27 protein-coding genes and 3 pseudogenes are annotated in these 25,917 nt (G+C 66.4%); 15 read left to right on the plus strand and 15 right to left on the minus strand.

The window, feature by feature from the left end; all coding sequences use genetic code 11:
- Positions 1 to 87 precede the first annotated feature (87 nt).
- Positions 88 to 717 (minus strand): uracil-DNA glycosylase family protein, encoded by a 630-nt coding sequence (locus G205_RS16825; protein WP_035753559.1) that lies wholly within the window; start codon positions 715 to 717, stop codon positions 88 to 90.
- 266 nt (positions 718 to 983) lie between these two features.
- Here G205_RS16825 and G205_RS16830 point away from each other — a divergent pair, with 266 nt between their 5' ends.
- The 6 genes from G205_RS16830 (at position 984) to G205_RS16855 (ending at position 6,382) form a co-directional block, all read left to right on the plus strand.
- Positions 984 to 2,063, plus strand: a complete 1,080-nt coding sequence (locus tag G205_RS16830; protein WP_009359045.1) for a M14 family zinc carboxypeptidase — start codon at positions 984 to 986, stop codon at positions 2,061 to 2,063.
- A 244-nt stretch (positions 2,064 to 2,307) separates the two neighbouring features.
- Positions 2,308 to 3,597, plus strand: a complete 1,290-nt coding sequence (locus G205_RS16835; RefSeq protein WP_009359046.1) for an adenylosuccinate synthase — start codon at positions 2,308 to 2,310, stop codon at positions 3,595 to 3,597.
- A gap of 265 nt (positions 3,598 to 3,862) precedes the next feature.
- Positions 3,863 to 4,213: a YegP family protein gene (locus G205_RS16840; RefSeq protein ID WP_009359047.1), complete on the plus strand. Its 351-nt coding sequence runs from the start codon at positions 3,863 to 3,865 to the stop codon at positions 4,211 to 4,213.
- A 294-nt stretch (positions 4,214 to 4,507) separates the two neighbouring features.
- A complete protein-coding gene (locus G205_RS16845) occupies positions 4,508 to 5,059 on the plus strand; it encodes an RNA polymerase sigma factor (protein WP_009359048.1) in 552 nt (183 codons plus the stop codon).
- Positions 5,056 to 5,895, plus strand: a complete 840-nt coding sequence (locus tag G205_RS20700) for a hypothetical protein (RefSeq protein ID WP_009359049.1) — start codon at positions 5,056 to 5,058, stop codon at positions 5,893 to 5,895. The genes G205_RS16845 and G205_RS20700 overlap by 4 nt, the downstream gene beginning before the upstream one ends.
- A gap of 61 nt (positions 5,896 to 5,956) precedes the next feature.
- Positions 5,957 to 6,382, plus strand: coding sequence for a CoA-binding protein (locus tag G205_RS16855; protein ID WP_035753565.1), 426 nt, complete (start codon positions 5,957 to 5,959; stop codon positions 6,380 to 6,382).
- A 26-nt stretch (positions 6,383 to 6,408) separates the two neighbouring features.
- Here the strand turns inward: G205_RS16855 and G205_RS16860 are convergent, their stop codons facing one another.
- On the minus strand, positions 6,409 to 7,437 hold the full coding sequence (locus tag G205_RS16860) for an isopenicillin N synthase family dioxygenase (RefSeq protein WP_009359051.1): 1,029 nt from the start codon (positions 7,435 to 7,437) through the stop codon (positions 6,409 to 6,411).
- A 45-nt stretch (positions 7,438 to 7,482) separates the two neighbouring features.
- Here G205_RS16860 and G205_RS16865 point away from each other — a divergent pair, with 45 nt between their 5' ends.
- The 4 genes and pseudogenes from G205_RS16865 (at position 7,483) to G205_RS16880 (ending at position 9,074) form a co-directional block, all read left to right on the plus strand.
- Positions 7,483 to 7,899, plus strand: coding sequence for an MmcQ/YjbR family DNA-binding protein (locus G205_RS16865; protein ID WP_009359052.1), 417 nt, complete (start codon positions 7,483 to 7,485; stop codon positions 7,897 to 7,899).
- 41 nt (positions 7,900 to 7,940) lie between these two features.
- A pseudogene (locus G205_RS16870) lies at positions 7,941 to 8,449 on the plus strand (DUF1990 family protein).
- Entirely contained in the window at positions 8,446 to 8,766 is a 321-nt protein-coding gene (locus tag G205_RS16875) for a putative quinol monooxygenase (RefSeq protein WP_009359053.1), read from the plus strand. The pseudogene G205_RS16870 and the gene G205_RS16875 overlap by 4 nt, the downstream one beginning before the upstream one ends.
- 14 nt (positions 8,767 to 8,780) lie before the next feature.
- Positions 8,781 to 9,074, plus strand: coding sequence for a DUF503 domain-containing protein (locus G205_RS16880; protein ID WP_009359054.1), 294 nt, complete (start codon positions 8,781 to 8,783; stop codon positions 9,072 to 9,074).
- A 7-nt stretch (positions 9,075 to 9,081) separates the two neighbouring features.
- Here G205_RS16880 and G205_RS20705 read toward each other — a convergent pair whose 3' ends face one another.
- From G205_RS20705 to purS, 5 genes are all read right to left on the minus strand, one after another.
- Positions 9,082 to 9,519, minus strand: coding sequence for an SGNH/GDSL hydrolase family protein (locus G205_RS20705; protein ID WP_235047033.1), 438 nt, complete (start codon positions 9,517 to 9,519; stop codon positions 9,082 to 9,084).
- A gap of 14 nt (positions 9,520 to 9,533) precedes the next feature.
- Positions 9,534 to 9,884 (minus strand): hypothetical protein, encoded by a 351-nt coding sequence (locus G205_RS20710; protein WP_009359056.1) that lies wholly within the window; start codon positions 9,882 to 9,884, stop codon positions 9,534 to 9,536.
- 208 nt (positions 9,885 to 10,092) lie between these two features.
- Positions 10,093 to 12,402, minus strand: a complete 2,310-nt coding sequence (purL, locus tag G205_RS16890; protein WP_009359057.1) for a phosphoribosylformylglycinamidine synthase subunit PurL — start codon at positions 12,400 to 12,402, stop codon at positions 10,093 to 10,095.
- Positions 12,399 to 13,172: a phosphoribosylformylglycinamidine synthase subunit PurQ gene (gene purQ / locus G205_RS16895; RefSeq protein ID WP_009359058.1), complete on the minus strand. Its 774-nt coding sequence runs from the start codon at positions 13,170 to 13,172 to the stop codon at positions 12,399 to 12,401. The genes purL and purQ overlap by 4 nt, the downstream gene beginning before the upstream one ends.
- A gap of 1 nt (position 13,173) precedes the next feature.
- Entirely contained in the window at positions 13,174 to 13,425 is a 252-nt protein-coding gene (gene purS, locus G205_RS16900; protein ID WP_009359059.1) for a phosphoribosylformylglycinamidine synthase subunit PurS, read from the minus strand.
- 268 nt (positions 13,426 to 13,693) lie between these two features.
- Between purS and G205_RS16905 the strand changes: the two genes are divergently transcribed.
- Positions 13,694 to 13,879 carry a hypothetical protein gene (locus tag G205_RS16905; protein WP_009359060.1) on the plus strand — a complete coding sequence of 62 codons (186 nt, stop codon included), beginning with the start codon at positions 13,694 to 13,696 and terminating at the stop codon, positions 13,877 to 13,879.
- Between the two features lie 273 nt (positions 13,880 to 14,152).
- A pseudogene (locus tag G205_RS24125) lies at positions 14,153 to 17,254 on the plus strand (S8 family serine peptidase).
- 72 nt (positions 17,255 to 17,326) lie between these two features.
- Here the strand turns inward: G205_RS24125 and G205_RS16915 are convergent.
- Genes G205_RS16915 through G205_RS16930 form a run of 4 tightly spaced genes read right to left on the minus strand, consistent with a single transcriptional unit; the run spans position 17,327 to position 19,698 of the window.
- Positions 17,327 to 17,677: a hypothetical protein gene (locus G205_RS16915; protein WP_009359061.1), complete on the minus strand. Its 351-nt coding sequence runs from the start codon at positions 17,675 to 17,677 to the stop codon at positions 17,327 to 17,329.
- Positions 17,674 to 18,615, minus strand: a complete 942-nt coding sequence (locus G205_RS16920; RefSeq protein WP_052014164.1) for a hypothetical protein — start codon at positions 18,613 to 18,615, stop codon at positions 17,674 to 17,676. The genes G205_RS16915 and G205_RS16920 overlap by 4 nt, the downstream gene beginning before the upstream one ends.
- Positions 18,584 to 19,126: an SSI family serine proteinase inhibitor gene (locus tag G205_RS16925; protein WP_009359063.1), complete on the minus strand. Its 543-nt coding sequence runs from the start codon at positions 19,124 to 19,126 to the stop codon at positions 18,584 to 18,586. Before G205_RS16925 ends, G205_RS16920 begins: the two co-directional genes overlap by 32 nt.
- A 29-nt stretch (positions 19,127 to 19,155) precedes the next feature.
- Positions 19,156 to 19,698 (minus strand): MarR family winged helix-turn-helix transcriptional regulator, encoded by a 543-nt coding sequence (locus G205_RS16930; protein WP_009359064.1) that lies wholly within the window; start codon positions 19,696 to 19,698, stop codon positions 19,156 to 19,158.
- A 126-nt stretch (positions 19,699 to 19,824) separates the two neighbouring features.
- On the opposite strand from G205_RS16930, the gene G205_RS16935 reads away from it, so the two are divergent.
- Entirely contained in the window at positions 19,825 to 20,019 is a 195-nt protein-coding gene (locus G205_RS16935; RefSeq protein WP_035753574.1) for a hypothetical protein, read from the plus strand.
- A gap of 153 nt (positions 20,020 to 20,172) precedes the next feature.
- A complete protein-coding gene (locus tag G205_RS16940; RefSeq protein ID WP_009359066.1) occupies positions 20,173 to 20,391 on the plus strand; it encodes a hypothetical protein in 219 nt (72 codons plus the stop codon).
- 103 nt (positions 20,392 to 20,494) lie between these two features.
- Here the strand turns inward: G205_RS16940 and G205_RS16945 are convergent.
- A pseudogene (locus G205_RS16945) lies at positions 20,495 to 21,852 on the minus strand (aspartate kinase).
- Between the two features lie 495 nt (positions 21,853 to 22,347).
- Between G205_RS16945 and G205_RS16955 the strand changes: the two are divergent.
- The gene (locus G205_RS16955; protein ID WP_152419608.1) at positions 22,348 to 23,211 is read left to right on the plus strand and encodes a hypothetical protein; all 864 of its coding nucleotides are present in this window, start codon (positions 22,348 to 22,350) and stop codon (positions 23,209 to 23,211) included.
- Positions 23,212 to 23,234: 23 nt separating this feature from the next.
- On the opposite strand, the gene recR is transcribed toward G205_RS16955, so the two are convergent.
- From recR to G205_RS20720, 3 genes are all read right to left on the minus strand, one after another.
- Positions 23,235 to 23,834 carry a recombination mediator RecR gene (gene recR / locus G205_RS16960; RefSeq protein WP_009359069.1) on the minus strand — a complete coding sequence of 200 codons (600 nt, stop codon included), beginning with the start codon at positions 23,832 to 23,834 and terminating at the stop codon, positions 23,235 to 23,237.
- Positions 23,835 to 23,909: 75 nt separating this feature from the next.
- Positions 23,910 to 24,560, minus strand: coding sequence for a hypothetical protein (locus G205_RS20715; protein ID WP_052014165.1), 651 nt, complete (start codon positions 24,558 to 24,560; stop codon positions 23,910 to 23,912).
- Positions 24,536 to 25,741, minus strand: coding sequence for a hypothetical protein (locus G205_RS20720; protein ID WP_160166618.1), 1,206 nt, complete (start codon positions 25,739 to 25,741; stop codon positions 24,536 to 24,538). Before G205_RS20720 ends, G205_RS20715 begins: the two co-directional genes overlap by 25 nt.
- Positions 25,742 to 25,917 lie beyond the last annotated feature (176 nt).

A 25,917-nucleotide genomic window follows, 5' to 3' on the forward strand; every position in this document is an offset into this window, starting at 1 on the left:
AGGTGACCGCCCGCCGTCGTTCCCCACCCGCACCCTCGCCTCGCAAGCTCGGCCAGGGAACCCTGCGGGCGTGGGCCCGTTCTTTGGTTATGCCTTCTGCAGGCCGGTCCGCGCCATTGCGTCGGCGTAGGCAACGCGCATGTCCTCCAGGTATTCCGCCTGGCGGGCCGGGGAACCGGCGAACGCGCGGCCGCTGAGGGAGCGCACCTTGTAGGTCTTGAGCCCCCGGCGCCACAGAAGCGGCACCTCGGTCTTCAGCAGCAGGTTTGCCAGGCGGTTGGCTTCGGTGCCATGGGCCACGATGACGGACGCCCGGGGGACCAGGGCCAGGAATTTGAGCAGCGGCTTGAGCCCGGACTGGATCTGGTCCGGGGTGAACTTTCCGTTGGCCTCACCGGGGACGTGCCAGGGGTGGACGTTCCACGGCATCACGAACTCCGGGCGGAGGCCCAGCTTCCACTGGATCCCGAGCATGCGGGTGGCGGCGTCCTGGTCGCCGGCGGTGATGAAACCGGAGGGATCTGCTTCACCGATGTTCGAGAACAGGCTGATGATGCGGCATTCTTCGACGTCGTGCATGGGGTCGACGTAGGGAACCACGGTGCCGGGCCTGGTCTCCTGCAGGGAATCGCAGAGTTCGTTGACGGCGGCGACGTTGGGCTCGTAGCGGCGGCTCAGGAGCTGCTCATGGAATGATTCGGGGGCCAGTGCTGTCATGTACTGCTCGGTCTCCTGCGGGGATTGGCGGTGCATCCGCAGCTGAAACGGGCGCACGGGGGCGCGGCGCATCAGCGGCGGCAATTGGGGGTGGGCCGGTTCCTGGCCGGCCTTGCCCAGTCTACCAAGCCGCGCGAAACGAAACGCCGGTCAAGTCCCCCAGCGCGCAGGTATCAGGGTTTGTCGAATTGATTGACAGAAACCGCTTACGTTGGTTGGCTGTTGTCACAGTCCGCAATGGGGGACATGGCGGCTGGACTCACCTAATGCACTCGAAAGAGGTAACGCGCTGTGAAGAAATCCTTGAGGACCTTGCCGTGTCCGGAGCCCTGGCACTCGCCGTCGTCGCAGGACCGGCCCCGCTGGCGCAGGCCGTCGGCGAGGGACCGAACTATGACGGCAACGGCCAGGTCACAACCTCGAAGCTGGCTACCTATGACCAGATGGTTTCCTTCCTGAAGGACCAGGACGCCAAGCAGCAGGCAATGGAGCTGGAAGTCATCGGGCAGACCGTCAAGGGGCGGGACCTCCACCTGGTCAAGTACATCTCGGACCCGGACAATCCCACCATCCTCTACCTCACCCAACAGCACGGCAATGAACAGCTCACCACCGAGGGCGCGCTGGAATTCGTTAAGCACCTGGGGACGGGCAAGTCAGGGGACATCCTGTCCGGCGTGAACATCCTGATCGTTCCCATGCTGAATGCAGACGGGGCCATGGGCGACGTGAACTTCCCGCTGGACGATTACGTGGCGAAGGGTGACCGCAACCTGACCCGCTACAACGCCGAGGGCGTGGACCTGAACCGCGACCATGTTGCCAAGGTCCAGCCCGAAACGCAGGCGCTCCACAACAATGTGATGCGCAAGTACGACATCGACTACATGATCGACCTGCACCACCAGGGCACCCGCAGCGAGCGTGACGGCGAGCTGGTGTCCGGCTCCATCCTGTACCCCACCACCCCCAACGCGGACCCCGCCGTCGTCGAAAGGTCCAAGCAGCTGGGTGCCGTGGTGTTCGACAATGTGGACTCCACAGGCTGGGGTCACCTGGGCAAGTACCAGGGCGGCAGCGCCGAAACCATCAGCCGCAACGGCATCGCGGTAGAGTACGGGATCTCCACCCTGCTGTTCGAGATGCGCGGCATGTCGGACCACTACCTGGACGGCTACGCCCTGGGGCTGCGCAGCAACGGCTACCTGATCAAGCAGACGGTCACCACTCTGACGTCCACCGCCGCGGCCATCGCTGACGGTTCAATCGCCGACGCCGACACCTCCTTCTGGGACGGCCTCGCCGAGCAGACGTCCCGGCCGGGCGGGGAAGCTGACGACGAGTAGGGCACAGGCCCACCGGTTGCGGCCCTCCTTTGCCTTGCGTAAAGGAGGGCCGCGGCCAAACGGGGGACAAAGGGCACCATCGGCTAAACTTGGGTGGTAAGGGCCCCGGGGCCATCGCGCCGCAGTCCCGCCCGCGGGACAACGGACGCCGGTCCACTCGGGGCATTCTCATGAACGGCGCTGCACCAGGGCCGCCACGATGTGGCGGGCTGCTGGGGAGCCCGAACGAATGGGGGAGGATCCCATGCCAGCAATTGTGATCGTAGGAGCCCAGTGGGGCGACGAAGGTAAAGGCAAAGCCACCGACCTGCTGGGCGGCCGCGTCGATTACGTCGTCAAGCCGAACGGCGGCAACAACGCCGGGCACACCGTCGTCGTAGGCGGTGAAAAGTACGAACTCAAGCTGCTCCCGGCAGGTATTCTCAGCCCCAACGCGGTTCCCATTATCGGCAATGGCTGTGTAGTGAACCTCGAGGCACTGTTCCAGGAGATTGACGGCCTGCAGGCGCGCGGCGCCGACACCTCCAAGCTCCGCGTCTCCGCCAACGCACACCTCGTTGCCCCGTACCACCAGGTGCTGGACAAGGTGACCGAACGTTTCCTCGGGAAGCGTGCCATCGGCACCACCGGCCGCGGCATCGGCCCCGCCTACATGGACAAGGTGGCCCGCCTGGGCATCCGCGTACAGGACGTCTTCGACGAATCCATCCTCCGCCAGAAGGTGGAAGGCTCGCTGCACCAGAAGAACGAGGTCCTGGTCAAGATCTACAACCGCCGCAGCGTGGTGGTGGACGAGATCGTGGAGTACTTCCTGTCCTTCGCCGAGCGTCTCCGGCCGCTGGTCATCGACAGCACCCTGGTCCTGAATACCGCCCTTGACGAAGGCAAGGTGGTCCTTATGGAAGGCGGTCAGGCCACGTTCCTGGACGTCGACCACGGCACCTACCCCTTCGTCACCTCGTCCAACCCGACCGCAGGCGGCGCCTCGGTGGGCTCGGGCATCGGCCCCACCCGCATCTCCCGGTCCATCGGCATCATTAAGGCCTACACCACGCGCGTCGGTGCCGGCCCGTTCCCCACGGAACTCTTCGATGACATGGGCTTGTACCTGCAGAAGACCGGCGGTGAGTTCGGCGTCAACACCGGCCGCCCGCGCCGCTGCGGCTGGTACGACGCCGTCCTGGCCCGGCATGCTTCCCGGGTCAACGGTTTCACGGACTACTTCGTCACCAAGCTGGACGTCCTCACCGGCATCGAGCAGATCCCTGTGTGCGTGGCCTACGACGTCGACGGCGTCCGCCATGACGAGATGCCGATGACGCAGACCGAGTTCCATCACGCCAAGCCGATCTTCGAGTACTTCGACGGCTGGACCGAGGACATCACCGGTGCCCGCACCCTGGCGGACCTGCCGGACAATGCGCGCAACTACGTCCTCGCCCTGGAGAAGCTCTCCGGCACGCGTTTCTCCGCCATCGGCGTGGGACCGGACCGGGACCAGACCATCGTGGTGAACGACCTCATCAACGACTGACCCTCCAGGCCAGCCAGTCCTGATACGGCGGCGGCGGACCACCATTTCCAGGGGTCTGCCGCCGCCGCTTTTAAGGTGGCAGGCAATTTACACAGGGTTAACGGGGCTGGTCTTGTGAGGGCGCGGGCGGGGGCCGCAAACTTTTTTAATACTTGGTGTACCGATCACCTGCAGTTCACACAACCCGCGGAAATCGCAGCGATGCGTACGTGCCGGCCGGCGCGAGGGCGTCGCCAGCATGATTTCCCTCTGGAAGGATGTCGCTATGGCCGGGAACTTCGAAGTGTTTGTCGACGCGGACTCGCTGTACAGGTTCCGGTTGCTGGGGCCTGACGGCACGGTCATGGCCGTCTCCCAGGCGTTCAAGGACAAGCCTGCCGTGAAGGCAGGGATCGACGCCGTCCGCGAATGCGCCGGCACCGGACTGGTGACCGATCTTTGCCCGGCCGGGGCAGCTGCTCCGCCGGCGCCTCTTCCCGTCCACGAGCCTGCGCCGGCCGCTTCGCAGGGCGACTGCGGGCCGCGGCCCGCGACGAGGCTGCACATTTTCAGCCTTGCCAAGGGACCGCGCGGGCTGGCGGCCGCCCCGCGCTGGACCCGCGCCGTGGCACCGTAACCGCCCCACCAAAAGATTCTTAAACTTTTTCCGGAACCGCGTAACCCTTCCACCGGCTCCGGCGATTACCTTTATGTAGCGCCGGCCTGGAACTTGTCCCCCATCACGTTCCAGGCCGGCTCTTCCATTCATCCGGCGGCAGGGGCAGCTGCTTTCACACCGGAGCCGGTACCGTCCGTGGCGGTCCCGGCGCAGCGGTTACTGAGGGGTAAAGTTAGCCGGGGAAAAGGCATTCCGTCCCACGGTCAGGCCTTGAACCGAGCGTTCCCCTCTTTGACTGAAAGCACTACGTCCGTGACCGATGCACTGACTGACGAGGCGCTCCGGGACCAGTCCCGGCAGCCCGCCGTTTACAGCCTCGTGTACCGGACTTACGCGTCACAGGTCCTGGGCTACCTCACGGCCCGTGGAGTCGAAGATCCGGAGGCGGCAATGCAGGAAGTGTTCCTCTCCGTCCTGCCCCGGCTGGACTCGGTGCATGGTGGTGCGGCAGGACTTCGCACTTTCATTTTCTCGGTGGCCCACGCCCGGATGGTGGACGATCGCCGCCGCCAGAGCCGCACTCCTGCCCAGGTGACGTTCGAGCCGGAGCTCGACCGCCGGGAGGATGCGTCGGCTGAATCCGAAGCGCTGGACCGCATTTCGCCGCAGGAAGTCCTCCGGCTGCTTGATGACCTCCCCGATGACCAGCGGGAGGTCCTCTCACTGCGCCTTGTAGCCGGGCTCACCGTGGAGCAGGCAGCGGAAGCAATGGGCAAGAGCGCCGGCGCGGTCAAGCAACTGCAGCGGCGGGCGCTCCTCAAGTTAAGGGACCTTGCGGCAGTGAAGGAGTACCTCAAACCATGACCCCCCACGCCACCCGCCTGCCCGCACTGGTCGAGGACATGCTCGCCGACGCCGGCCATCCCGAAGATACGGAACTCCGCACCGCCCTGTTCTCACTGGGATCCTTGGCATCCCTGCCTGCGCCCGCGCCGTCGGCGGAACTTGCCAGGCTGATGGCCGGCGCGGGAAAAGTCACCCCGTCCGTTGCTCCGGCCGATGAACTCGCCCGCCGCCGTCGTCGCATCCACAGGCCTACGGCGCTGGGGCTTGCCCTGGTGGCGGGAATGGCAACAGGGATAAGCGGAGTCGCAGCCAGTTCCCAGGCTCCTGTGCAGGCATGCAGCTCCTCCGTGCAGGAACTGCTTGAAGACTGGCGGCCGTCCTGGAACATTGCAGCCCCGGGGGACCAGGAAATCCGGCTGCCGGACACGTCAGGCATTGATCCCGGTGCAGTGGCAGCGGACCCCGTTACTGATGGTGCAACCGTCCCTGCCGAGGCTCCTGGCGGGCAGCCTGCCGCACAGCAACCTGCTCCCCGCAAAGTACCGGGGACACCCGCTCCTGATCAGCAAACCCGGCAGGGAAACGGTGGCGTGACAGGCGCTGGCCGCCAGAATAATCCCCAGGCGCCAGCCCAGGAACGTGTCACATCGGATGGCCCGGGTACGGACCTCCCCGGCGCTGGACAGCCCGGCGGAGACAGCTTGCCCGGCGGGGAGAAGCTGGTGGGAGAAGGCAGCCTCACCGAGGAGGCGTTGAAGCCGCTGGCGGAAGTACTCCAGTCCGTGAACGGCGCCCCCGCAGCGGCCGGCACGCCGGCGCCCGGTGACAGCTGGCTGCAGAAGTTCAACCGATGATGTGCAGCCGAACGCTGGCGTGCAGCCGTGGCCATCTGCGGACACGCAGGTAGCTAAGGCCATGGGCCACACTAACGATCCAGCTGTCATCGAACGCTTGATGCGGACCAAGGGCCGGTGGGCCATCGTCGGCCTCACAACCAACGAATGGCGCGCCGCCTACGACACGTCCCTGTTCATCAGGGACAGGCTGGGGATGGACATCATTCCCGTGAACCTGCCCGGCGATCCGGTGCACGGCGAACAGGGATACCGCAGGCTCAGTGATATTCCCCCCGGGAAGCATCCCATCGACGTCGTGGATTGCTTCGTGAACTCGCAGAAGGTGGGTGCGGTGGTGGACGAGGCGATCGCCGTGGGGGCGAAAGCGGTGTGGCTTCAGCTTGGCGTGATCGACGAAGCGGCGGCGGCGCGGGCCAAGGCGGCGGGCCTGCACGTGGTGATGGACGTCTGTCCCGCCCAGGTGGCCTGGCAGTTCAATCTCTGACGCCGGCCGAGGGGTGCGGCACCGGCTTACTGCTTCATCAGCTCCGGATAGTGCCGCTCGGTGACATCCGGATGGGCGCGCATCCGGCCCTTGAGCATGTTCATCCCAAAGGACGCGAGCAGGGGGTTGGCGGGATCATCGGTGATGCCGCGCGCAGCCGCCTTGAGCTCCGGCGGCAGGGGGACCGGGCCGATGACGGCGTCCAGCCGGGGCGACCAGAAGAACGGCACGGAATAACGGTCAACGCCGGGCGGGGGCGCCTGTACCCTGTGGATGGTGGCCGCAAGATACCCTTCAGTGGCCACTTCCAGCATTTCGCCGAGGTTCACCACCAGCGCGCCGGGGATCGGTTCCACCGGTATCCATCCCGTAGTACCGGGCGGCTGTACTTCCAGCCCGCCCACCTCGTCCTGCAGCAGGAGGGTGACGAAGCCGTAGTCCGCGTGCGAACCTACCCCCTGGTCCCCGGCCTCCTCCACTACACCGCCGACGTAGTGGACCAGTTTGCCCATCCATGCGGGCGCATCACGGAACGGCTCGTCAAAGTAGTCCTCAGGCAGCCGGAGTGAAACGGCAATCGCACGGAGGAGCTCCATGCCTACCGAAGACATCAGCCCGGCCCACTCCATCGCAGCCGGCTTGAGCTCAGGAAAGGATTCGTCAGGCCACAGGTTGGGGCCCTGGAGCAGCCAGTATGGCTCGTCCGGCGGATAGTCACTGACCGGCTCGCGTTCGGGGGAGTAGTCAATCTGCTCGCGCGCGTCCGCCCTTCCCTGGGTCACCTCGGTGCCCATGCGCGTGTATCCGCGGAAGTGGGGCGACAGCCGGTTGTCCAGCTTGAGCCGTTCCTCCAGGGGCAGGTCGAAGAAGCGCCTGATCACGTCCAGGAGATGCTCCGCCTGGCCGGGCGCCCCGCCATATCCCGTGATCTGGAAGAAACCGACGTTGTGGGTGGCGTGCCGCAGTTGCTCGATGAATTCCGGACTGAAAGACCCGTAGGGCTGCCGTGCGGTGCTTAGGTCCAGAACAGGAATGCTGCCCTGATCGTCTGACATCCTCGCAGACTAGCACCGCTGTGGCCTGCTTTATAGGCTGGCTTCATGGACCCCGACGCACTACGGATAATCTGCCTGTCCTTCCCGGGCGCCTATGAGGATTACCCGTTCGGGCCGGAAACGGCAGTATTCAAGGTCCGGGCCCTCAGCGGCGGTGGAACTGCGTCCGGGGGCAAGCTTTTCGCCTTGTCCTCGATGGACCTCCGGGACTTTTACGTGAACCTCAAATGCGAGCCGTCCCTGGCCGTTCAACTGCGTGCTGCCCACCCGGAGATCACCGGGGCGTGGCATATGAACAAGATGCACTGGAACGGCGTGCGCCTGGACGGGGCGCTGCCCGATGACATGGTCCGGGACATGGTGGAAGACTCCTACGACCTGGTGGTGGCGGGACTCAACCGGAAGCAGCAGGAACAGCTCGGGTGGGCGCGGCTGTCGGGCGCCGGCGGGGCGCAGCCGTGACCGGGAAGCCCCTGGTGAAGGGCATCCTGAACTATCCGGGCGTGGGGAGCACGGAACGGGGTGCGGCTCCTGCGGGATTCACCGGCGTCCTGGAAGAAGTCCGGCTGGGCACCGGCATGGACGCCTACCGGCGGGTGGCGCAAGGCATCCTGGCGTGGGAGCTGCACAGGCGGGCAGGGCTGCGGGTCAGGCTGATTCGCCCACAGCTGTGCCCGGAGCCCGGGTAGTAAGCGGGTTCGGTGCGGGACCTTTCCGCCTCAATGCGCCGTGCGAGGTGGTCTGGGTCCATCAGCCCGCCCCGGACGGCGTGCCGCAGTCGGCCGGTTTCGGCTACGGGACGCTGCCGGGGCACCCGGCCCGCGGCGAGGAGTCCTTTGAGGTGGAGATCAACGAGGCCGGCGAGGTGCTCCTTCGGATTCGGGCCTTCAGCAAGCCGGGAAACTGGTTCTACGCCGCGGGCGGACTGGTGACCAGGGCCGCGCAGCGCTACGTGACTTCCCGGTACATTGAAGGGGCACGAACACTCGCCGCGGAAGGAACGCCCCCGTGATCTTTATCGTCGTCAAATTCAAGGTGAAGCCGGAATGGTCGGAGCGCTGGCTGGGCCTGGTGGATGGCTTCACCAAGGCCACCAGGGAGGAACCGGGGAACCTCTGGTTTGACTGGTCCCGCAGCGTGGACGATCCGAACGAGTTCGTCCTGGTGGAAGCCTTCAAGGACGATGCCGCAGGCGACCACGTCAACAGCGTCCATTTCAAGCAGGCCATGGCTGACATGCCCCAGGCGCTCGCCGAGACCCCCAGGATCATCAGCCGCCAGCTCGACGGCGATGGCTGGGACCGGATGGGCGAGCTCACCATCGAGTAGGAAGGTCCGGGCCCGTGTGGATCGGCTGGATTGAGTTCGACATCCTCCTGGGCGACGTCCACAGCCTGAAGGGGAAGCGGTCCGTCGTCAGGCCCCTGCTCGCCGAACTCAAGCGCCGCTTCGATGTCTCGGTGGCAGAAGTGGGCGACCACGACCAGTACCGGCGCTCAAGGGTGGGCGTTGGCCTCGTGGCCGCGGACCGGGCGCACCTCGTGGAAGTGCTCGACGCCGTCGACCGCTTCGTTGCCGGGCGCCCGGAAATCGAACTGCTCAGCGCCCGGCAGCGGGAGATCCACAGCGAGGACTGACCAATCGTTACCAAGCAGCCTTCCAGGTGACCTCCGCCAGGTTCGCCTGGCCCTGGAGGCTCGGGTGGAAGTAGTCGAGCCGGCTCACGTCACTTGCATTGAAGGCGTAGCCGAACACCGCCCCACCGTCGGTGCGGCAGGACTTGTACTGAGCGCAGGTCTGCTCGAGCACGGCGTTGAAGGCAATCTCCCGGTCCAGTACCTGCTGCCGCATTTCAGGAGTATTGGTGGAGGCAAGCATGGACTGGCAGATTTGGGCAGCGGACCAGACCAACCGTGCCACCTCGTTGTCCTTCAGCACACTCCACAGCTGATAGATGTTCGGGATGCTGCTGACAAACACTTGCGGCCGTGGGCGCATCTGGTCCAGCGTTTGCAGTGCGTTATTGACGTGCTCTCTAAAGGTTTCCACCTCGGTCATCCCGCTAATTGATGATGTGCACACATCATTCGCCCCGATCAGGATGGTGACGTACTCCGCTCCCTGGCTGACGGCTGCCTGAGCCTGCCTGGAAGGTCCGATGCCTTTGCACCGCTGCGGGAGTTGTTGAAGTTTTTACCGGCTATGTCGGGCTGCAGCTGGAGCAGCCGCTCGTAGTGGCTGGTGATGCCGTCGAACCGTCCGTTGCCCGTGGACCACGACTGGGCCGGGTGGTTGCCGTACCAGCAGCAGACGTCGGTGGCCTGGGTGATCGAATCTCCAAGTGCAGCCATGCTCGTGGGGTATCGGGCCGCTGTTGCAGGCTGGACGCCGGCAACGATAAAGAAGAACAACAGTGGGAGCAGCAGGAACCTTGCGACTTTGCGCATAACAGCCTCCTCGGGCCGGCCGTCGCATCCTTGCCGCGGCAGCCGCTGACATGTGGATAGAAAAACGCTACGCCAGCTGTCCCCTGGCTGTCGACGGGCCGGACGCTGGTTCCAGGACTTAAAAAAGGTAGAGCCTGGTGGGAACGGATTCATCCGTTCCCACCAGGCTCTACCCAGGCTGCTGGACCCACGCCCTCAGGGTGTGATCCTAGCCGAAGTACTTCGGCAGGGTCCCTTCGTGGGCCTCGCGGAGGGCGTCCAAGGACAGGCTCTCCACGCCGTTGATGTCCAGGGTTCCGCTGGCTGCGTCCACCACGCCGATGCGGGTGTGGGCAAAGCCGCGGGCCTTGCACATGTCGGTGAAGCGGACTTCCTCCGAACGGGGAACGCCAACGATCGCGCGGCCCTGGGACTCGGAGAACAGCGCCGTGAACAGGTCCACGCCGTCCCGGTCCAGGACGTCCTGCAGTGCGATCCGGGCACCCACGCCGTAGCGCAGCGAGGATTCCACCAGGGCGGCCGCGAGGCCGCCCTCGGAGAGGTCGTGCGCCGAGTCGATCATGCCGTCACGGGACGCGTTGATCAGGATCTCGCCCAGGGCACGCTCGGCGTCGAGGTCCACCTTCGGCGGCTGCCCGCCCAGGTGCCCGCGCATGTTGGCCCATTCGGAACCGTCCAGCTCTGCAGCTGTGGTGCCGAGCAGGTAGATCGCCTGGCCATCCTCGCGCCAGCCCGACGGCGTGCGGCGGGCGACGTCGTCGAGCTTGCCCAGGACTGCCACCACGGGGGAGGGGTGGATGGGCGTGGTGCCCGTCTGGTTGTACAGGGAGACGTTGCCGCCGGTGACCGGGATGCCCAGCACCATGCAGGCGTCCGACAGGCCGCGGATGGCCTCGGCCAGCTGCCACATGACGTCCGGGTCCTCGGGGGAGCCGAAGTTCAGGCAGTCGCTGACGGCCATGGGCACGGCGCCGGAAGTGGCGACGTTGCGGTAGGCCTCGGCCAGAGCCAGCTGTGCGCCGTGGTACGGGTCCAGGTAGGTGTAGCGGCCGTTGGCGTCGGTGGCCAGGGCAACGCCCAGGCCCGTTTCCTCGTCCACGCGCACCACGCCGGCGTCGTCCGGGAACGCCATGGCGGTGTTGCCGCCCACGTACCGGTCGTACTGGTTGGTGATCCAGGATTTGGAGCACATGTTCGGCGATGCCACGAGTTCGGTCACGGCGGCAGCCAGGGAAGCCGGGGAAGACGGGCGGCCGGCGTCCTGCACGGAACCGGTGAAGGTGTCAGCCTGCACGCGGTCCTGCCATTCGGGGCGGGCGTACGGGCGGTCGTAGACCGGTCCGTCGTGTGCCACGGTGCGGGGGTCGACGTCGACGATCACCTCGCCTTCCCAGGTGATGATGAGGCGGCCGGTGTCGGTCACTTCGCCCAGCCAGGAGTACTCCACGGCCCACTTGTCCATGACGGCCTCGAACGCTTCCACGTTCTCCGGGGTCACCACGGCCATCATGCGTTCCTGCGACTCGGACATCAGGATCTCGCCCGGGGTCAGGGTGGGGTCGCGCAGCAGGACGGAGGTCAGCTCAACCTGCATGCCGCCGTCGCCGTTGGAGGCAAGCTCCGACGTCGCGCAGGAGATGCCTGCGGCGCCGAGGTCCTGGATGCCCTCCACGAGGGAGCCCTTGAACAGTTCAAGGCAGCACTCGATCAGGACCTTTTCGGCGAAGGGGTCGCCCACCTGGACGGCGGGACGCTTGGACGGCTTGGTGTCGTCGAAGGACTCGGAGGCCAGCACTGAAGCGCCGCCGATGCCGTCACCGCCGGTGCGTGCACCGAACAGGACCACCTTGTTGCCCTTGCCGGAGGCGTTGGCGAGGCGGATGTCCTCGTGGCGCATGACGCCCACCGCGAGGGCGTTGACCAGCGGGTTGCCCTGGTAGACGGAGTCGAAGACCATCTCGCCGCCGATGTTCGGCAGGCCCAGCGAGTTGCCGTATCCGCCGATGCCGGCAACGGCGCCGTGCATCACGCGTGCCGTGTCCGGGTGGTCGATGGCACCGAAGCGCAGCGGGTCCATGACGGCCACCGGGCGGGCGCCCATGGAGATGATGTCGCGGACGATGCCGCCGATGCCGGTCGCAGCGCCCTGGTAGGGCTCAACGAACGACGGCGAGTTGTGCGATTCGATCTTGAAGGTTACGGCCCAGCCGTCCCCAAGGTTGGTGACGCCGGCGTTCTCGCCGATGCCCACCAGCATGTCCTTCTTCATTTCCTCGGTGACCTTCTGGCCGAACTGGCGCAGGTGGTTCTTGGAGGACTTGTAGGAGCAGTGCTCGCTCCACATGACGGAGTACATGGCCAGTTCCGCGCCGGTGGGGCGGCGGCCCAGGACCTTGACGATTTCGTCGAATTCGTTCCGCTTGAGGCCAAGCTCAGCCCAGGGCAGTTCGGTGTCCGGGGTCTTGGCGGCGTTCTCGACCGTGTCGATGTTGAACTTCTTGGTGGTGTCGATGCTCACTTGTCGCCTCCCACAATCTTGGTCAGTACGGAGGTGAAGAAGCCCAGTCCGTCGGTGTCGGAACCGCCGATGCCGTCCAGGGACTCCGGACCGAAGCCCTGTTCGGTGGCGTGCTCCGGGTGCGGCATGAGGCCCACCACGTTGCCGGCGGCGTTGGAGATGCCGGCGATGTCGCGGCGGGAACCGTTGGGGTTGAAGCCCACGTAGCGGAACACCACGCGGCCCTCCGCCTCCAGCGCGTCGAGGGTTTTCTCGTCCGCGATGTACTGGCCGTCCTGGTTCTTCAGCGGGATGGTGATTTCCTGGCCCGCCTGGTAGTCCAGGGTCCAGGCGGTGGTGTTGTTCTCCACGCGCAGGACCTGGTCCCGGCACAGGAATTTCAGGTGGTCGTTCTTGATCATCGAGCCGGGCAGCAGGTGCGATTCGGTGAGGATCTGGAAGCCGTTGCAGATTCCGAGGACGGGAAGCCGTGCGTCGCTGTTGGCGGCGTCGATGATCCGGGACATCAGCGGGGCGAATCGGGCGATGGCGCCGGCGCGCAGGTAGTCGCCGTAGGAGAAGCCGCCGGGGATGACGACGGCGTCCACGTCACCAAGTTCGGTATCGCCGTGCCAGAGTTCGACGGCGGTGCCGCCGGCGAGGCGCACGGCGCGGGCGGCGTCACGGTCATCAAGGGTTCCGGGGAAGGTGACAACGCCGATCTTCGCGCCCGCAAGCCGCGGGTTGGCGGCGACGGCCACAGCCTCGCCGATCAGGGGGAGTTCAGTCATCTCAGGCCTCGACGACCTCGACGTTGACGACGTCCTCGATCACGGGGTTGGAAAGGAGGGTCTCGGCAGCGTCGCGTGCCTGGGCCAGGATGGCCTCGGTCACCTCTCCGTCGACCGTCAGTTCAAAACGCTTGCCCTGGCGGACAGAGCTGAAGCTGGTGAAGCCCAGCCGGGGGAGAGCACCAACGATCGCCTTCCCCTGCGGGTCCAGAATCTCGGGCTTGGGCATGACGTCAACAACGATCCGGGGCATCCGGTAACTCCTGTGCGTGAGCTTGGGTAATGGCGCAGCGGAGTGGTGCCGTCTCACGCCGTGCCGGGGTGTTGAGGGGCATGGTGGTCCTGCCTTGGACAACGTTGAGGACGGGCGCTCCGCGAGCTTGCCCTATCATTCTACCGGCCGGAACCGGCCTGCCTGTATTCGGTGGTTTCGGAGCCCGGAAGCGGCCCTCAACCAGGTATCGCCGGGCTGTCCGCAGGAGGTTCTGGAGTTGCCGAACCGGCTTCACTAGGATTGCTGGATGGCAGAGAATTCGAAGTCCGTCCTGTTGCCGGTAGTCGCCGCGGCCGTGTTCGCCGGACTTGGCCGGATGGTCCTGCAGAAACTGAAAGCGGACCGCCTTGCCAGGGAAAACCGCGTGGCCGGGCCCGTTGACGAGAAGACCCGGCAGTGGATCAGCGAGGTGGTCAGGACGCCGCGGCAGTAGCCGGTCCCTTCCTGCCGCGGTGTATTGGGCGTCCTTCGGGATGCCCTTTTTTATGCCCCGGCGTACGCCGGGACGGCTTTGTGACAACCGCAAAATTTCCCTCTGTGGCCTATGTCATATTGGGCTCTCACTCTGTACTGTTTGAACCGGCTGGTCTCATCCATTACAAGATCTGTAAATCGATGTGCCATGCCAGTCGTTTCTGGCCCGCACCCATGGCTGGGCCGGTACATCGTGAAAGGGTTGCACGTGAGATCAACTGGAAGAAGCCCCATGCGGGGCGGGGGGCTCCGGAAGGCGGCGGCCCTGGCTGCCGGGTTGCCGCTTCTCCTGGCGTCGCTGGCCATACCTCCTGCCACCGCGGCGCCGGCCGGCATGGACAACGGGACTGCCACCAGCCCCGGAACCACGCAGTTCAAGGACGGTCCCTACATCGTGGTTCTGGCCGGTGCCGCAGCAGCAGCCTATGAGGGGGAAACTGCTGGCCTGGGCGCCACCCGGCCCGAGACGGGCAGGAAGCTGGATGCCGGTAGTCCAAACTACAAGGCTTATGACGCGTACCTGCGCCAACAACAGCGTGATGTGGCGGCGAGCCAGGGCGTCACTCCCGCAAAGCAGTACACGGCAGCCCTGAACGGCTTCAGCGCCCGGCTCACCGCTGCGCAAGCCACGGCACTCGCCAAGGACAGCCGGTCCTGGCTGTGGCGCCGGATGTGGAGAACGCTCCTGACTACACCACCACGGATTTCCTCAAGCTCACCGGCCCGGACGGCGTGTGGGCCAAGCAGTTCGGCGGTGAAGCCAATGCGGGCAAGGGCGTGGTGGTGGGAGTCATCGATTCCGGTTATGCGCCGGACAACCCTTTCCTGCAGGGCGAGCCGGTGCAGCCGCTGCAGGGCCCCGCCCAGGTGGGCGTCCCCTACCGCACCGCCGACGGCAAGATCGCGATGCTTAAAGCAGACGGCACCACCTTCGAAGGCGAATGCCAGAAGGGCCAGAAATCCGGAGCAACCTTCGACGGATCGCAATGCAACTCGAAGGTGATCGGCGCGAGGTACTTTGCGGATTCGTTCCTGCAATATGTCGCTCCGCAGGACCGTGCGCGCGAAGAGCTGATCTCACCGGTGGACGTCGGCAGCCATGGAACACACACGGCCACCACGGCGGCGGGAAATGCCGGCGTCCTGCAGGTCATTGACGGTGCTGACTTCGGCAGGAGTTCCGGCGTGGCGCCCGCAGCGAAAGTTTCCGTCTACAAGGTGTGCTGGGAGGACAACAACCCGGATACGGGCGGCTGCTATTCATCCGCGTCAGTGGAGGCAGTGGAAGCGGCGATCAAGGATGGGGTGGACGTCCTGAACTACTCCATCTCAGGAAACAACAACAGCACCGTCGATCCGGTGGCGCTTGCATTCCTGAACGCTGCTGCCGCCGGTGTCTTCGTCTCGGCCTCGGCCGGCAACTCCGGGCCTGCATCCTCCACGGTCAACCATGCCTCACCCTGGCTCACCACCGTCGCCGCCTCCACGTTCCCCAGCGACCTGGTGGGCACGGTCAAGGTCTCTGACGGCTCGCTCTACCGCGGCGCGTCCATCATGAAGACAGAAGTGGCGGACAAGCCAGTGATCATTGCGGCGGCAGCAGCCGCGGCCGGAGCAACGAACGCCAACCTCTGCGCTCCCGGGTCGCTTGATGCGGCGAAGGTGGCCGGGAAGGTGGTGGTTTGCGACCGGGGTGTTGTGGACCGGACAGCCAAGAGCCAGGAAGTCCAGGACAAGGGCGGAGTCGGCATGATCCTGGTCAACCTGACCAGCAGCTCCGAGGATGCGGACAACCACGTGCTCCCCACCGTGCATGTCAACGCCCCCAGGAGCCTGGAGCTGAAGTCCAAGCTGGAGGCAAACCCTTCCCTGACGGTCAGCCTGGTGAAGGGTGACCTCACCGGCCAGCCACCGGCCCCGGCGCCGCAGATTGCCGGGTTCTCCTCCCGCGGGCCTTCCCTTGCGTCCGGCGGGGACCTGCTCAAGCCGGACGTCGCAGCCCCCGGGGTTAACGTCCTGGCCGGCGTTTCCACCATCGGCAACGACGGCGACCAGTTCGGCTTCATGTCCGGCACCTCCATGGCTGCCCCGCATATTGCCGGCTTCGGCGCCTGGTGCTCAGCAAGCAGCCCACTTGGAGCCCTGCCATGGTCAAATCCGCGATGATGACCACCGCCTACCCGCTGGTCAATCCGGACGGCTCCGCGAACACCGACCCCTTCCAGGGCGGCGCAGGCCACATCGACTCCACCGCGTCCTGGACCCGGGACTCGTCTACAACTCCGGCGTCAGGGACTGGCTGGGCTTCCTCAACGGGCAGGGGGTGGACACCGGCGCGCCGCAGGCCGGAAGCATAGCTGCCCGCGACCTGAACCTGCCGTCCATCGCGCTGGGAAGCCTGGTGGGGGAAGTCCAGGTGAAACGCCAGCTGACGGCACTGGTGCCGGGAACGTACCGGTCCGAGGTCAGCATGCCGGGCTTCAATGTACAGGTGGAGCCGAAGGCCTTGAACTTCACCAAGGCAGGCCAGACCCGCGAAGTGACGCTCACTATCAGTAACGCCGGCGCGCCCACGGGCAAGTTCAGCACCGGAACCCTCACCTGGAAGGGGCCGCGCACCGTCAGTTCCCCCCTCGCGGTCCGCCCTGTCGATGCGCAGATTGCACCGTCGTTCTCCTTCAGTTCCACGGCCGGAAACGGCAGCGGAACCATGGAGCTGGTCTCGGGTTCGGACAATCCCATCACGGTGGGTGTGGAGGGGCTTGCCCCGCTGAGCCAGACCGCCATCACCAAGACACCCGGCGGGTTTGAACCCGTCAACAACGAGCACAATGCGCTGTTGCAGGTGGCTGTTCCTGAGGGGGCCTCCTTTGCCCGGATGGGAATCCAGGCCCAGTCCGAGGACGTCGACTGGGACATGGTGGTGTACGCACCGAACGGTTCCGGAGGACTGACGGCCACCCAGGTGGCCACGGCCGCCGCCAGCGAGTTCCTGGACCTTGAGTCCCCGCGGGCAGGAACGTACTACATCGTGGCAAACCTTTACTCCACGCCGGACAACGGGCCCGCCAGCGCCTCCGTGCAGTCGGCGGCCTTCACCGGCGACGCCGGCAACCTGACGGTGGAGCCCAACCCGATCGTGGCGCGGAACGGCACTGCCACGTCCGCCACGCTGTCCTGGACCGGGTTGACCGCGGGCGCGCACGTGGCGCGCCTGAGCTTGGGGGAAAACGGGATCCGTACGTGGGTGAATGTCCAGGTGGGCGCGCCGGGCGCTGCGGCACCGGCCGCAGGTCCCTCCATATCCCTGGCCCAGGCCGTTCCCGCGGCCTGACGGACATAGCCTGAGAAGACGTATGGCCCTGGCGGTTACCAACCGCCAGGGCCATTTCGTCCTGCAGGGAGATCAGGTGGCGCGGCCGCCGCCCAAGGGACCCCCGCCCAGGAGGGGTGCCATGGCATTCCACCGGGAAATTTCGCAGCCGTCCGTCCGGGTGAACACCGATTCCACCTGGCGGCCATGGAAGCTTCCGGTGACCACGGCGACCTGTGGTCCGCCGTACTGCTGGGTACACAGCCGTGGCGGTCCCGGCTGCGGAAAGAACACCTGCTCACCGAACTGCTCCACTGCGGCAAGGGCCGCCGTCGGGTCGGGCAGGGTGGAGTCACCGGACAAAACCCCGTCCCGGGCCCTCAGCTGGAACACGTACTCGACGCCGGCAGGGTCCTCCTTGAGCCTGATGGTCAGGTCAATCATTGTGGGACCTGAGCCGAGGCCGCGGCCAGTTCCAAGGCCAACCTGTCCCGCAGCACAGCTGCCTCGGCGGCGAAGGAGCGCTGGTGCTCCACATAGGCGGCCTTGCCGTGTGGTGTCTCGATGGGGATCGCGGGATAACCCCATGCCGCAAGGTCATACGGGGATGCCTGCATGTCCATGGCCCGGATCCGCCAGGACAGTTCAAAGCAGTCCATCACCAGTTCACTGGGAAGCAGCGGGAGCAGCTTGTAGGCCCACTTGTACAGGTCCATGTTGGCGTGCAGGCAGCCAGGCTGTTCCATGAGCCGCTGGGTCTCGCGGCTCGGCGAGACTTCGTTCAGGGGCACGGCATCGGGAGTGTAGAAGCGGAAGGCGTCGAAATGCGTGCAGCGGATCCGGTTGTCCTCCACCACCTTGTCCGTGCCCTCCGGACCAAGGCGGAGCCGGAGGTACTCGTGGCGCAGGTCGAACCTGTCCTGGTGGTAGACCATGGCCCATTCGTGCAGGCCGAAGCAGCCAAACTGCGCCGGCCGTGCCGCGGTGCCGCGCAAAATGATGCCGGCAAAATCCACTGCGTCCCGCCGGTCGTCAAGGAAAGCGGCCACATCGACGGTCACCGCGGTGCTGTCCGGCGGCAGCCCCAGGGAGGCGAGTTCGCCGTCGTCGAGCGTCCGGTAATGTTTCCAGTCGCTGCGGGCGGCCGCGTCCGCCCCCGTCAGGACCATCCCGGCGCCGGGATGCCAGCGCCGTAACTGTCCGGGTTTCTGGGTGTAGTACGTGAAGAGGAAGTCCTCAACGGGGTGCTTTTGGCCGGCGGAACGTCGTGCCAGGTAGGGGTCGGCGTAGCGGCTGACGCGCTGTTGGTGGGCTTCCTCCAGTGCCCGCCATTCGTCGGCCGCCAGCAGCCTAAGCTGCTCCACCGGCAGCACCCAGGACATCCTTCGCAGCGTCCCAGGCGCTGATTTCGCAGCCGTTGGTGCGGGAAAATTCGGCCTCCACGGGCACGCCGTCCACCACCCCGGTAACAATGGCTGTCTGCGGTCCGCCGTACTGCTCGGTGCACGCCTGGTCCGTCGCGCGGGGTTCGGGGCTCAGCAGCGCGGCGTTCTCCTTCAAGGCGGTACAGGCAGCCTCGGCGGTCGGGTGGCTGCTCTCGGCGGCAGGGACGCCGGCCTGGCACACCAGGGTGTAGTTTACGGCGGGTTCGCCTTCAGCTGGAGTCACGGTGATGGCCAACTCCGCATTGCCCTCGCCTGGCCCGCCAGCCGGGCGGGAAGTTCCAGGCGACGGCGCGGGAACGGAAGTTTCAGTGTCCGGGGACGGCTCGACCGCCGCGCTGGTGGTCGGGGACTGGGACGTAGGCTCAACCGACGGCGTGGCCGGGCTGCCGCCGTCCGGCGTGGGGGAGCAGGAGGACATCAGCAGCGCAGCAATTGCCAGCCCTGCCATCTGCAGCCGTGTCCTGCGCACCGCCCTAGTCACCCTTCGATTCTAGCTCCACTATCGCGCCTTCCCGGTGGTTCCGTCCTTACAGTACCTGCCACCTCCGTCGGCTGCGGCGTCCCGCCGGAGGTGGCAGCAATGAGCCCCATCATGGACGCATGCAGATCCATGACCTGGCTTCGGGTCAAGCCAAGCCGTTCCATCATGGTCCCGGGAACTTCCAAAGCCTGTTGCCTGAGCGCCGCCCCTGCAGGCGTAAGTTCGACGGCGAGTGCCCGCTCATTGCCGTCCGCCCGGCGGCGGGTGATGTATCCGGCGGCCTCGAGCCGGCGGAGCAGCGGCGAAATGGTGGCGGGCTCCTGGGCCAGGGCATCGCTGATGTTGCGGACGGTCCTGGGACTGGTTTCCCACAGGCTCAGCATCACCAGGTACTGGGGGTGGGTCAGGTTCAGCTTCTCCAGGACTGGCTTGTACGCGCCAACGACGCTGCGGGCGGCAACCGTCAGTGCGAAACAGAGCTGGTGTTCCAGGAGCAGGTCGTCATCCTGGCTGATATCTGCCGGAGCTGGGGCGTCCATAAGTCCTCCAATTATTAGTGCACTAACTATTAGCGTACACTTGCTGACAGAAGACCAGGGGAAAGGAAGGAGCCGGGCGTGGCCAAGGGCAAGCCGGACAACAAGGACAACGCGTCGCAGCGCTTCATGCGCGCCACCGGCAAGCTGAGGGCCATCTTCGGTCCCGCGAACCGCTCCTCCCTGGTCCACGACATGACGGAGGAGAACCGGAAGCTGCTGGCGCAGCGCCAGGCTGAAAGCCAGCAGTGGGAAACCATCACGCGGCCGGACGGCAGCACCTATGTGGTGCCCAGGAACCCGGAAGATAAGTCCCTCCGCTGACATGTCCCAACCCGCGTAGCGCCCTTGCCTCTGGCTCCACGGACTGCCTTTCGGCCCGCTCCTTTTCCCGGCTTCGGGCGTAAAATGGGGGCACTGGCTCCCGCAGGAGGCAGCAGCTCTTTGCCCCGATCAGCGGGAAGGGGGTGGGAAACAATGGCACGCATTGTCAGCGGATTCATGGGCGCGACAGACAGGCTCCGCTTCTTCTTTGGACCTGCCACCCGGCTGGACCCTGATGCGCCGGTGGTGCACAAGCACGATGCATTTGAACAGGCTTCCGAGGAAGACCTCTCGCACTTTGTAGTGGAATCCGATTCGTCCGGCCATCACTACGCTGTCCGCCGCGAAGACCTTGAGCGGGAGAGGCCATGATGTAAGACCTGTCTGCCCGCGGGACAAGCGAAAAGCCGGGCCGCCTCCGAATGAACGGAGGCCGGCCCGGCTTTGCTGCGGCGCGTTTCTGCGGGGGTCCGGTTTAGCGGCCGGTTCCGCCGTACACGGTGGCTTCGTTGTCCGCATCCAGGTCGAAGGCCTTGTGGATCACGCGCACGGCCTCGTCCAGCAGGTCGGCATGGGTGACCACGGAGATGCGGATTTCCGAGGTGGAGATCATGTTGATGTTGATGCCGGCGTCGGACAGCGCCTTGAAGAAGGTGGCGGAAACGCCGGGGTGGGAGCGCATGCCCGCACCGATGAGGGAGAGCTTGCCGATCTGCTCGTTGTATTCGATGCTCTCGAAGCCGATCTGGTCCTGCGCCGAGTGCAGTGCCGCCAAGGCGTCTGCCCCTTCCACGATGGGCAAGGTGAACGAGATGTCCGTCCGGCCCGTGCCATGCGTGGACACGTTCTGCACGATCATGTCGATGTTCGAGTGCGCGTCGGCGATGACTTGGAAAATGGCGGCGGCCTTGCCGGGGATGTCCGGGACGCCAACAACGGTGACCTTGGCTTCGGAACGGTCGTGCGCAACGCCGGAGATGATTGGCTGCTCCAAGGCAACTCCCTCTTGAGTGGTGATCTTGTCTTCGGCGCTGGGGATGACCCAGGTGCCTTCATGCTGGCTGAATGAGGAGCGGACGTGCAGCGGGACGCCGAACCGGCGGGCGTACTCCACGCAACGCAGGTGCAGGATCTTGGCGCCGGACGCGGCAAGTTCGAGCATCTCCTCGCTGGAAATGGTGTCGATCTTCTGGGCCGAGGGCACCACCCGGGGGTCTGCGGTGTACACGCCGTCCACGTCGGTGTAGATCTCGCAGACGTCGGCCTCGAGTGCCGCAGCCAGTGCCACGGCGGTGGTGTCGGAGCCGCCGCGTCCGAGCGTGGTGATCTCGTTGGTGGCGCGGCTCATGCCCTGGAAGCCTGCCACGATGGCGATGTTGCCTTTGTCGAGGGCAGTCCGGATGCGGTGCGGATCGACGTCGATGATCCGGGCCTTGCCGTGGATGCCATCGGTGATCATGCCGGCCTGGGAACCTGTGAAGGATTGGGCGGAGGCACCGAGCTTGTTGATCGCCATGGCCAGCAATGCCATGGAGATGCGCTCTCCGGCGGACAGCAGCATGTCCATCTCACGGGCGGGAGCGGAATCGGTCACCTGCGCGGCGAGGTCCAGGAGCTCATCGGTGGTGTCACCCATGGCAGACACCACAACCACCACTTCATTGCCGGCTTCCTGCGCGTCAACCACGCGCTTGGCAACGCGTTTAATGCCGTCGGCGTCAGCACGGAGGAGCCACCGAACTTCTGCACGATGAGCTGTTTGGTCACCGCCCTGCCGGCGGACAGCCCTTGCTGCTGTGTTGCGTTGTGCACTTCGGTAGTGGGCGTACTCATGCGCGTACCTTCGTTGGATTGGTTCTTGAGGCCAGGCAGCCTGACGCCGGAACGGCGCGACTTTCCCGGGACAGTTTATCGCCGCCTGATGCGAGGCGTTGAATTGTGACCGAATCTCAGCCCGCAGCAGGGCTTTCCCGCGGCGGGGCTGGGATCTGGACAGCCCTCCGTCGCTGGACCACCATTGAGGCAGTTGCAAATTCAGGTGGCCGGGTACCTCCCGGCCACAGCCGGGGCTGGGGCTGTCCTTGGAAAGGTGGCTCCCGTGGCCGATGAGCAGCAGTACGGCGCCAAATCCATACCGGAGCCCTACTTCGAGCCGATAGGGCCGAGGTCTGCCGAGTGGTTCCAGCCCGCAGATGATGACGACGGCGGAGCCCGGCGCGGGGGGCCCGGCCTCCAGGCAGAGGTACGTGCGGGTGCAGCCGACTGGGCCGCCAGCCTGGGGACCTGCGCTTCTGGGCAGTCGCAGTGGGGTCCTTATGCGCCACCTGGGTGGTAGTCGCGGGACTGGTCCTCCTGCCCGGACCCGGCGGGGACTCAGCTGAATGGATGCCCGTCCCGATGCTCACCTACGTGCTGGCGTCGTCGTTGCTTCCGGCCGCGGCGGCCCTGACGGCAGTTCATTGGGGCATGTCCGCCCAGGGAGGGGCGGCCGGCCACGAACGTGGCGGCAGGCTCCCCGCGGCAGTGCTCGCCCCCGCGCTGCGGAGCCTGGTGTTCGCCCTGCTTATCCTGCTGACGCTGCTGATGCAGGCGGCTGCCGCCGGCCTGCCCGGCGCCCTGGCGGCAACCTCGGCGGGCCTGGCAGCGGTGGAAGGTGCCATCTTCGCTGGCATGGGAGTCGCAGTTGCAGCGCTTGTGCGCCGCCGGTTCCTGCGCCTGCTCTTGGGGTGGTCGCTGGCTGTATTCATAGTTGCCGGGACGGTCGCGGCCGCGTCCTTCCTGGTCCCGGCCGTGCGGGCGGAGGAGCCGGTGACCGTGGCCCTCAACGTGGTGCGGGCAGCGGACGGAACCCCCGTGGCCTATGACTGCAGCAGTATTGCCCTCGGAACCGTCGAGCTGTACCGGACGGAACGGGTCACGTGGCTGGCTACCGCCAGCCCCACCGTGGTGTTCGTCGCGCTGGCCGGCGAGTCGGGCGCCGGCGCCGACCTGCTGGGCTGGCTTTCAGCGGCTCTGCAGCAAGCCGCGGACGGTACCGCGGTTCCCTGTATCAATGGTGAACCGCGTAGCCTGGATTCCCCGCGGTTGCCGTTGCCGGCGCTGGGCCTTCTCCTGCAGACAGGCGTTGCTGCCGCGCTTTTGGCCACCGCCGCGGCTGCAGCGCGCCGTCGGAACCCTATTCAAGGGGCATAACGGCCTTGGCCGGCCGGAACGGATCAGGTCAGTGCGTTGCGGCGGCCTTCGAAGGCACGTCCCAGGGTGACTTCATCCGCATACTCGAGATCCCCGCCCACGGGGAGGCCGGACGCCAGCCGCGTGACCGTGATGCCGATGGTCTTGAGCATGCGCGCCAGGTAGGTGGCGGTCGCCTCTCCCTCAAGGTTGGGGTCCGTGGCGATGATGACTTCCTGGATGGCGCCGTCGTTCAGCCGGGTCAGCAGTTCACGGATCCGGAGTTGCTCGGGTCCGATGCCGGCGATCGGGTTGATGGCCCCGCCCAGCACGTGATACCGGCCGCGGAACGAACGCGTGCGTTCCACCGCCAGCACGTCCTTGGACTCCTCCACCACGCAAATGACGGCGGGATCCCGGCGGGGGTCGCGGCAGATATTGCAAAGTTCCTGCTCGGTGACGTTGCCGCAGACGGTGCAGAACTTGACCCGGTCCTTGACGGTGGTGATCGCGTCCACCAGCCGCTTCATGTCCTGGGGATCCGCTTCAAGGATGTGGAACGCCAGCCGCTGTGCGGACTTGGGCCCCACGCCTGGAAGGCGCCCAAGCTCATCGATCAGCTCCTGGACAGCACCTTCGTACACAGTTTCCTCTTTAGCTTGGAATGGACAGCGGGTCATGCAACAGCGGTTCCATCCGGTTCAGGCCGGATGGCGGGGTCAGTACCGGGGCGGGAGGGGGCTTCCGTCCGCGGACCGCTCCTCGATCAGCTTTCCGCCCAGAATACGCTCCACCGCTGCACGGCCGAACACTCCGGATTCCTCGATGGTCTCATCGTCGGCGCTGGGAATGTCCTGCACGTAGGTGGACGCCGCCACGGACGCGCGTGCCGGGGCCTTGGCGCGGCCGGCCTCAGCCTCCGGGCTGTTGGACAGCCGCTGGTAGAGGCTTTGCCGGGTACCGGTTCCTGGTGACGGGGCGGCGGTTGGAGAGGCTGCGCCGGCCTTGGAAGGAACGGCGGCGGGAGCAGCCGCGGGAGCCTGTCGCACCGGGGCAAGCGTGGCCGGGCCGGCGCCGGGCGCAGCAGCCGCCATTGCGTACTCCGGGGCGCGGACGCCTTCCGGATCCGCTGCAGACGGCGCGGCAAATTCGCGCCCCTGCCGGATAGACGGTTCCTGGCCCGCATCCGGGTGGGCAGGAACCGTGGCCAGGCCCCAGTCGGGCTCCGTGGCTGCACCCGCCGAGGAGACCGGTATGGACGGGGGAACCTGGGCCGTGGCCGGTTCGTAGCGGGGAGCGGGTGCGGGCGATGGGGTGTCCGCAGCGGTTGAGGCGGAGAAACGTCCTACGTTGCTTTCGTTTCCGACCACCCATACACCCGGTGCCTGCTCGACTGCCCGGGCCCAGGGTCCTGGACGGCGGTATCCGCTGCCGGCTTTTGTGCGGCTGCCTGTGCAGCGGCGGCAGGGGCTGCGGCCGGTGCCGGTTCATATGCCGGTTCCAGCGTAACTGCAGAGGTGCGGCTGACCGTACGTGCAGCCGAAGGCTCCCAGTCTGCCGGAGGTTCTTCATCCAGCGGGGGAGCGTCCTCATCCCGGGGCGGGCCCCAGTCGTCATCCGAGTAGGAGTAGTCGCCCTCCAAGGCCGGGTAGGAATTCTGGCCGCCTGCGGCGCGGGCAGGGGTCTCCTGGGACGGCGCCGCCGTTTGGCGTCCTCCTGCCTGGTGCGCCGGGCTGCCCGGTCCGGGTCCGGGTGCGGGTGTGACGGGGGTCGGTGCCGTATTGCCGGCGCCCGTCACCGGCGTGGAAGGTGCGGGAGCCGGTGTCCGGGTGGACGCGGCTGAGGGCGCTCCCTGTTCGGCGGACGCCGGAGCAGAAGCGGGTGCAGGCGCGGAAGGGCCAGGCGATGCCGACGCCGGGGCCGATGCCGGGGCAGGCGCTGCCGGTGCGGGCGCAGGGGCCAGGCCCCACGCCACATCAGCTGAAGTGGGGGCGGCCGCCGGACGGGCTGGTGCTTTTGGGTTTGGTTCAGAGCTCGCCTGGCTGGAGCCACCGGCAACTGCGTTGATCTGGCAGTCGATCCCCACCGTCTTGTGGATGGCCTGGCGCAGGTTGTCGGAATGGTCGGCCCGCCCGAAAGCGCCGGCGAGACCGGAAGTGGTGAATGACAGGGTCAGGACGGCGCCGTCAAAAGCGCTGACCTGGGCGTTGGGCTCCACAAGTGCCCAGGTGCTGCGTTTGATCCTGGACAGCGTCTGCAGCACGTCAGGCCAGGCGCGGCGGAGAACCTCCACGTCGCCCATGGCCGGGGGAGCGGCAGGCGGAGCTTTTTGGGGAGCAGTATCTGCTCCCGGAGCCGCCGTGGCAACTGCCGGAACCCGCCCCGGGGCGGGGCTTTCCGGTCCGCGCTGTTCCGGTCCCGGGCGTGCAGCAGCAGCTCGCTCGGGTGCAGCGCGTTCAGGCATGGGGCTGTGGGACGGCGGGCGTTCCGCGACCTGGCGTCCAGTCGACTGCTGGCCCGGTCCTTCAACCGGCCAGTCGTTGGTGCTCACGCGTGGAGGGGTCAGGGGAGACCTGGCACCTGGTTCGGGGGAACCGTGGCCGCCGGGTGATGGGACGGCGGGACGCGGTTCAACTGCAGTGGATTCCGGTCCGGCCGGCTGGACCGCGACGACCGGCTGGGGCTGCCGCCCGGCGGCGCGGGTGTCACGCTCTGCTCAGGGGCAGG

Origin of the sequence: Arthrobacter nitrophenolicus (assembly GCF_000332815.1) — a bacterium.
Classification (GTDB): Bacteria; Actinomycetota; Actinomycetes; order Actinomycetales; family Micrococcaceae; genus Arthrobacter; species Arthrobacter nitrophenolicus.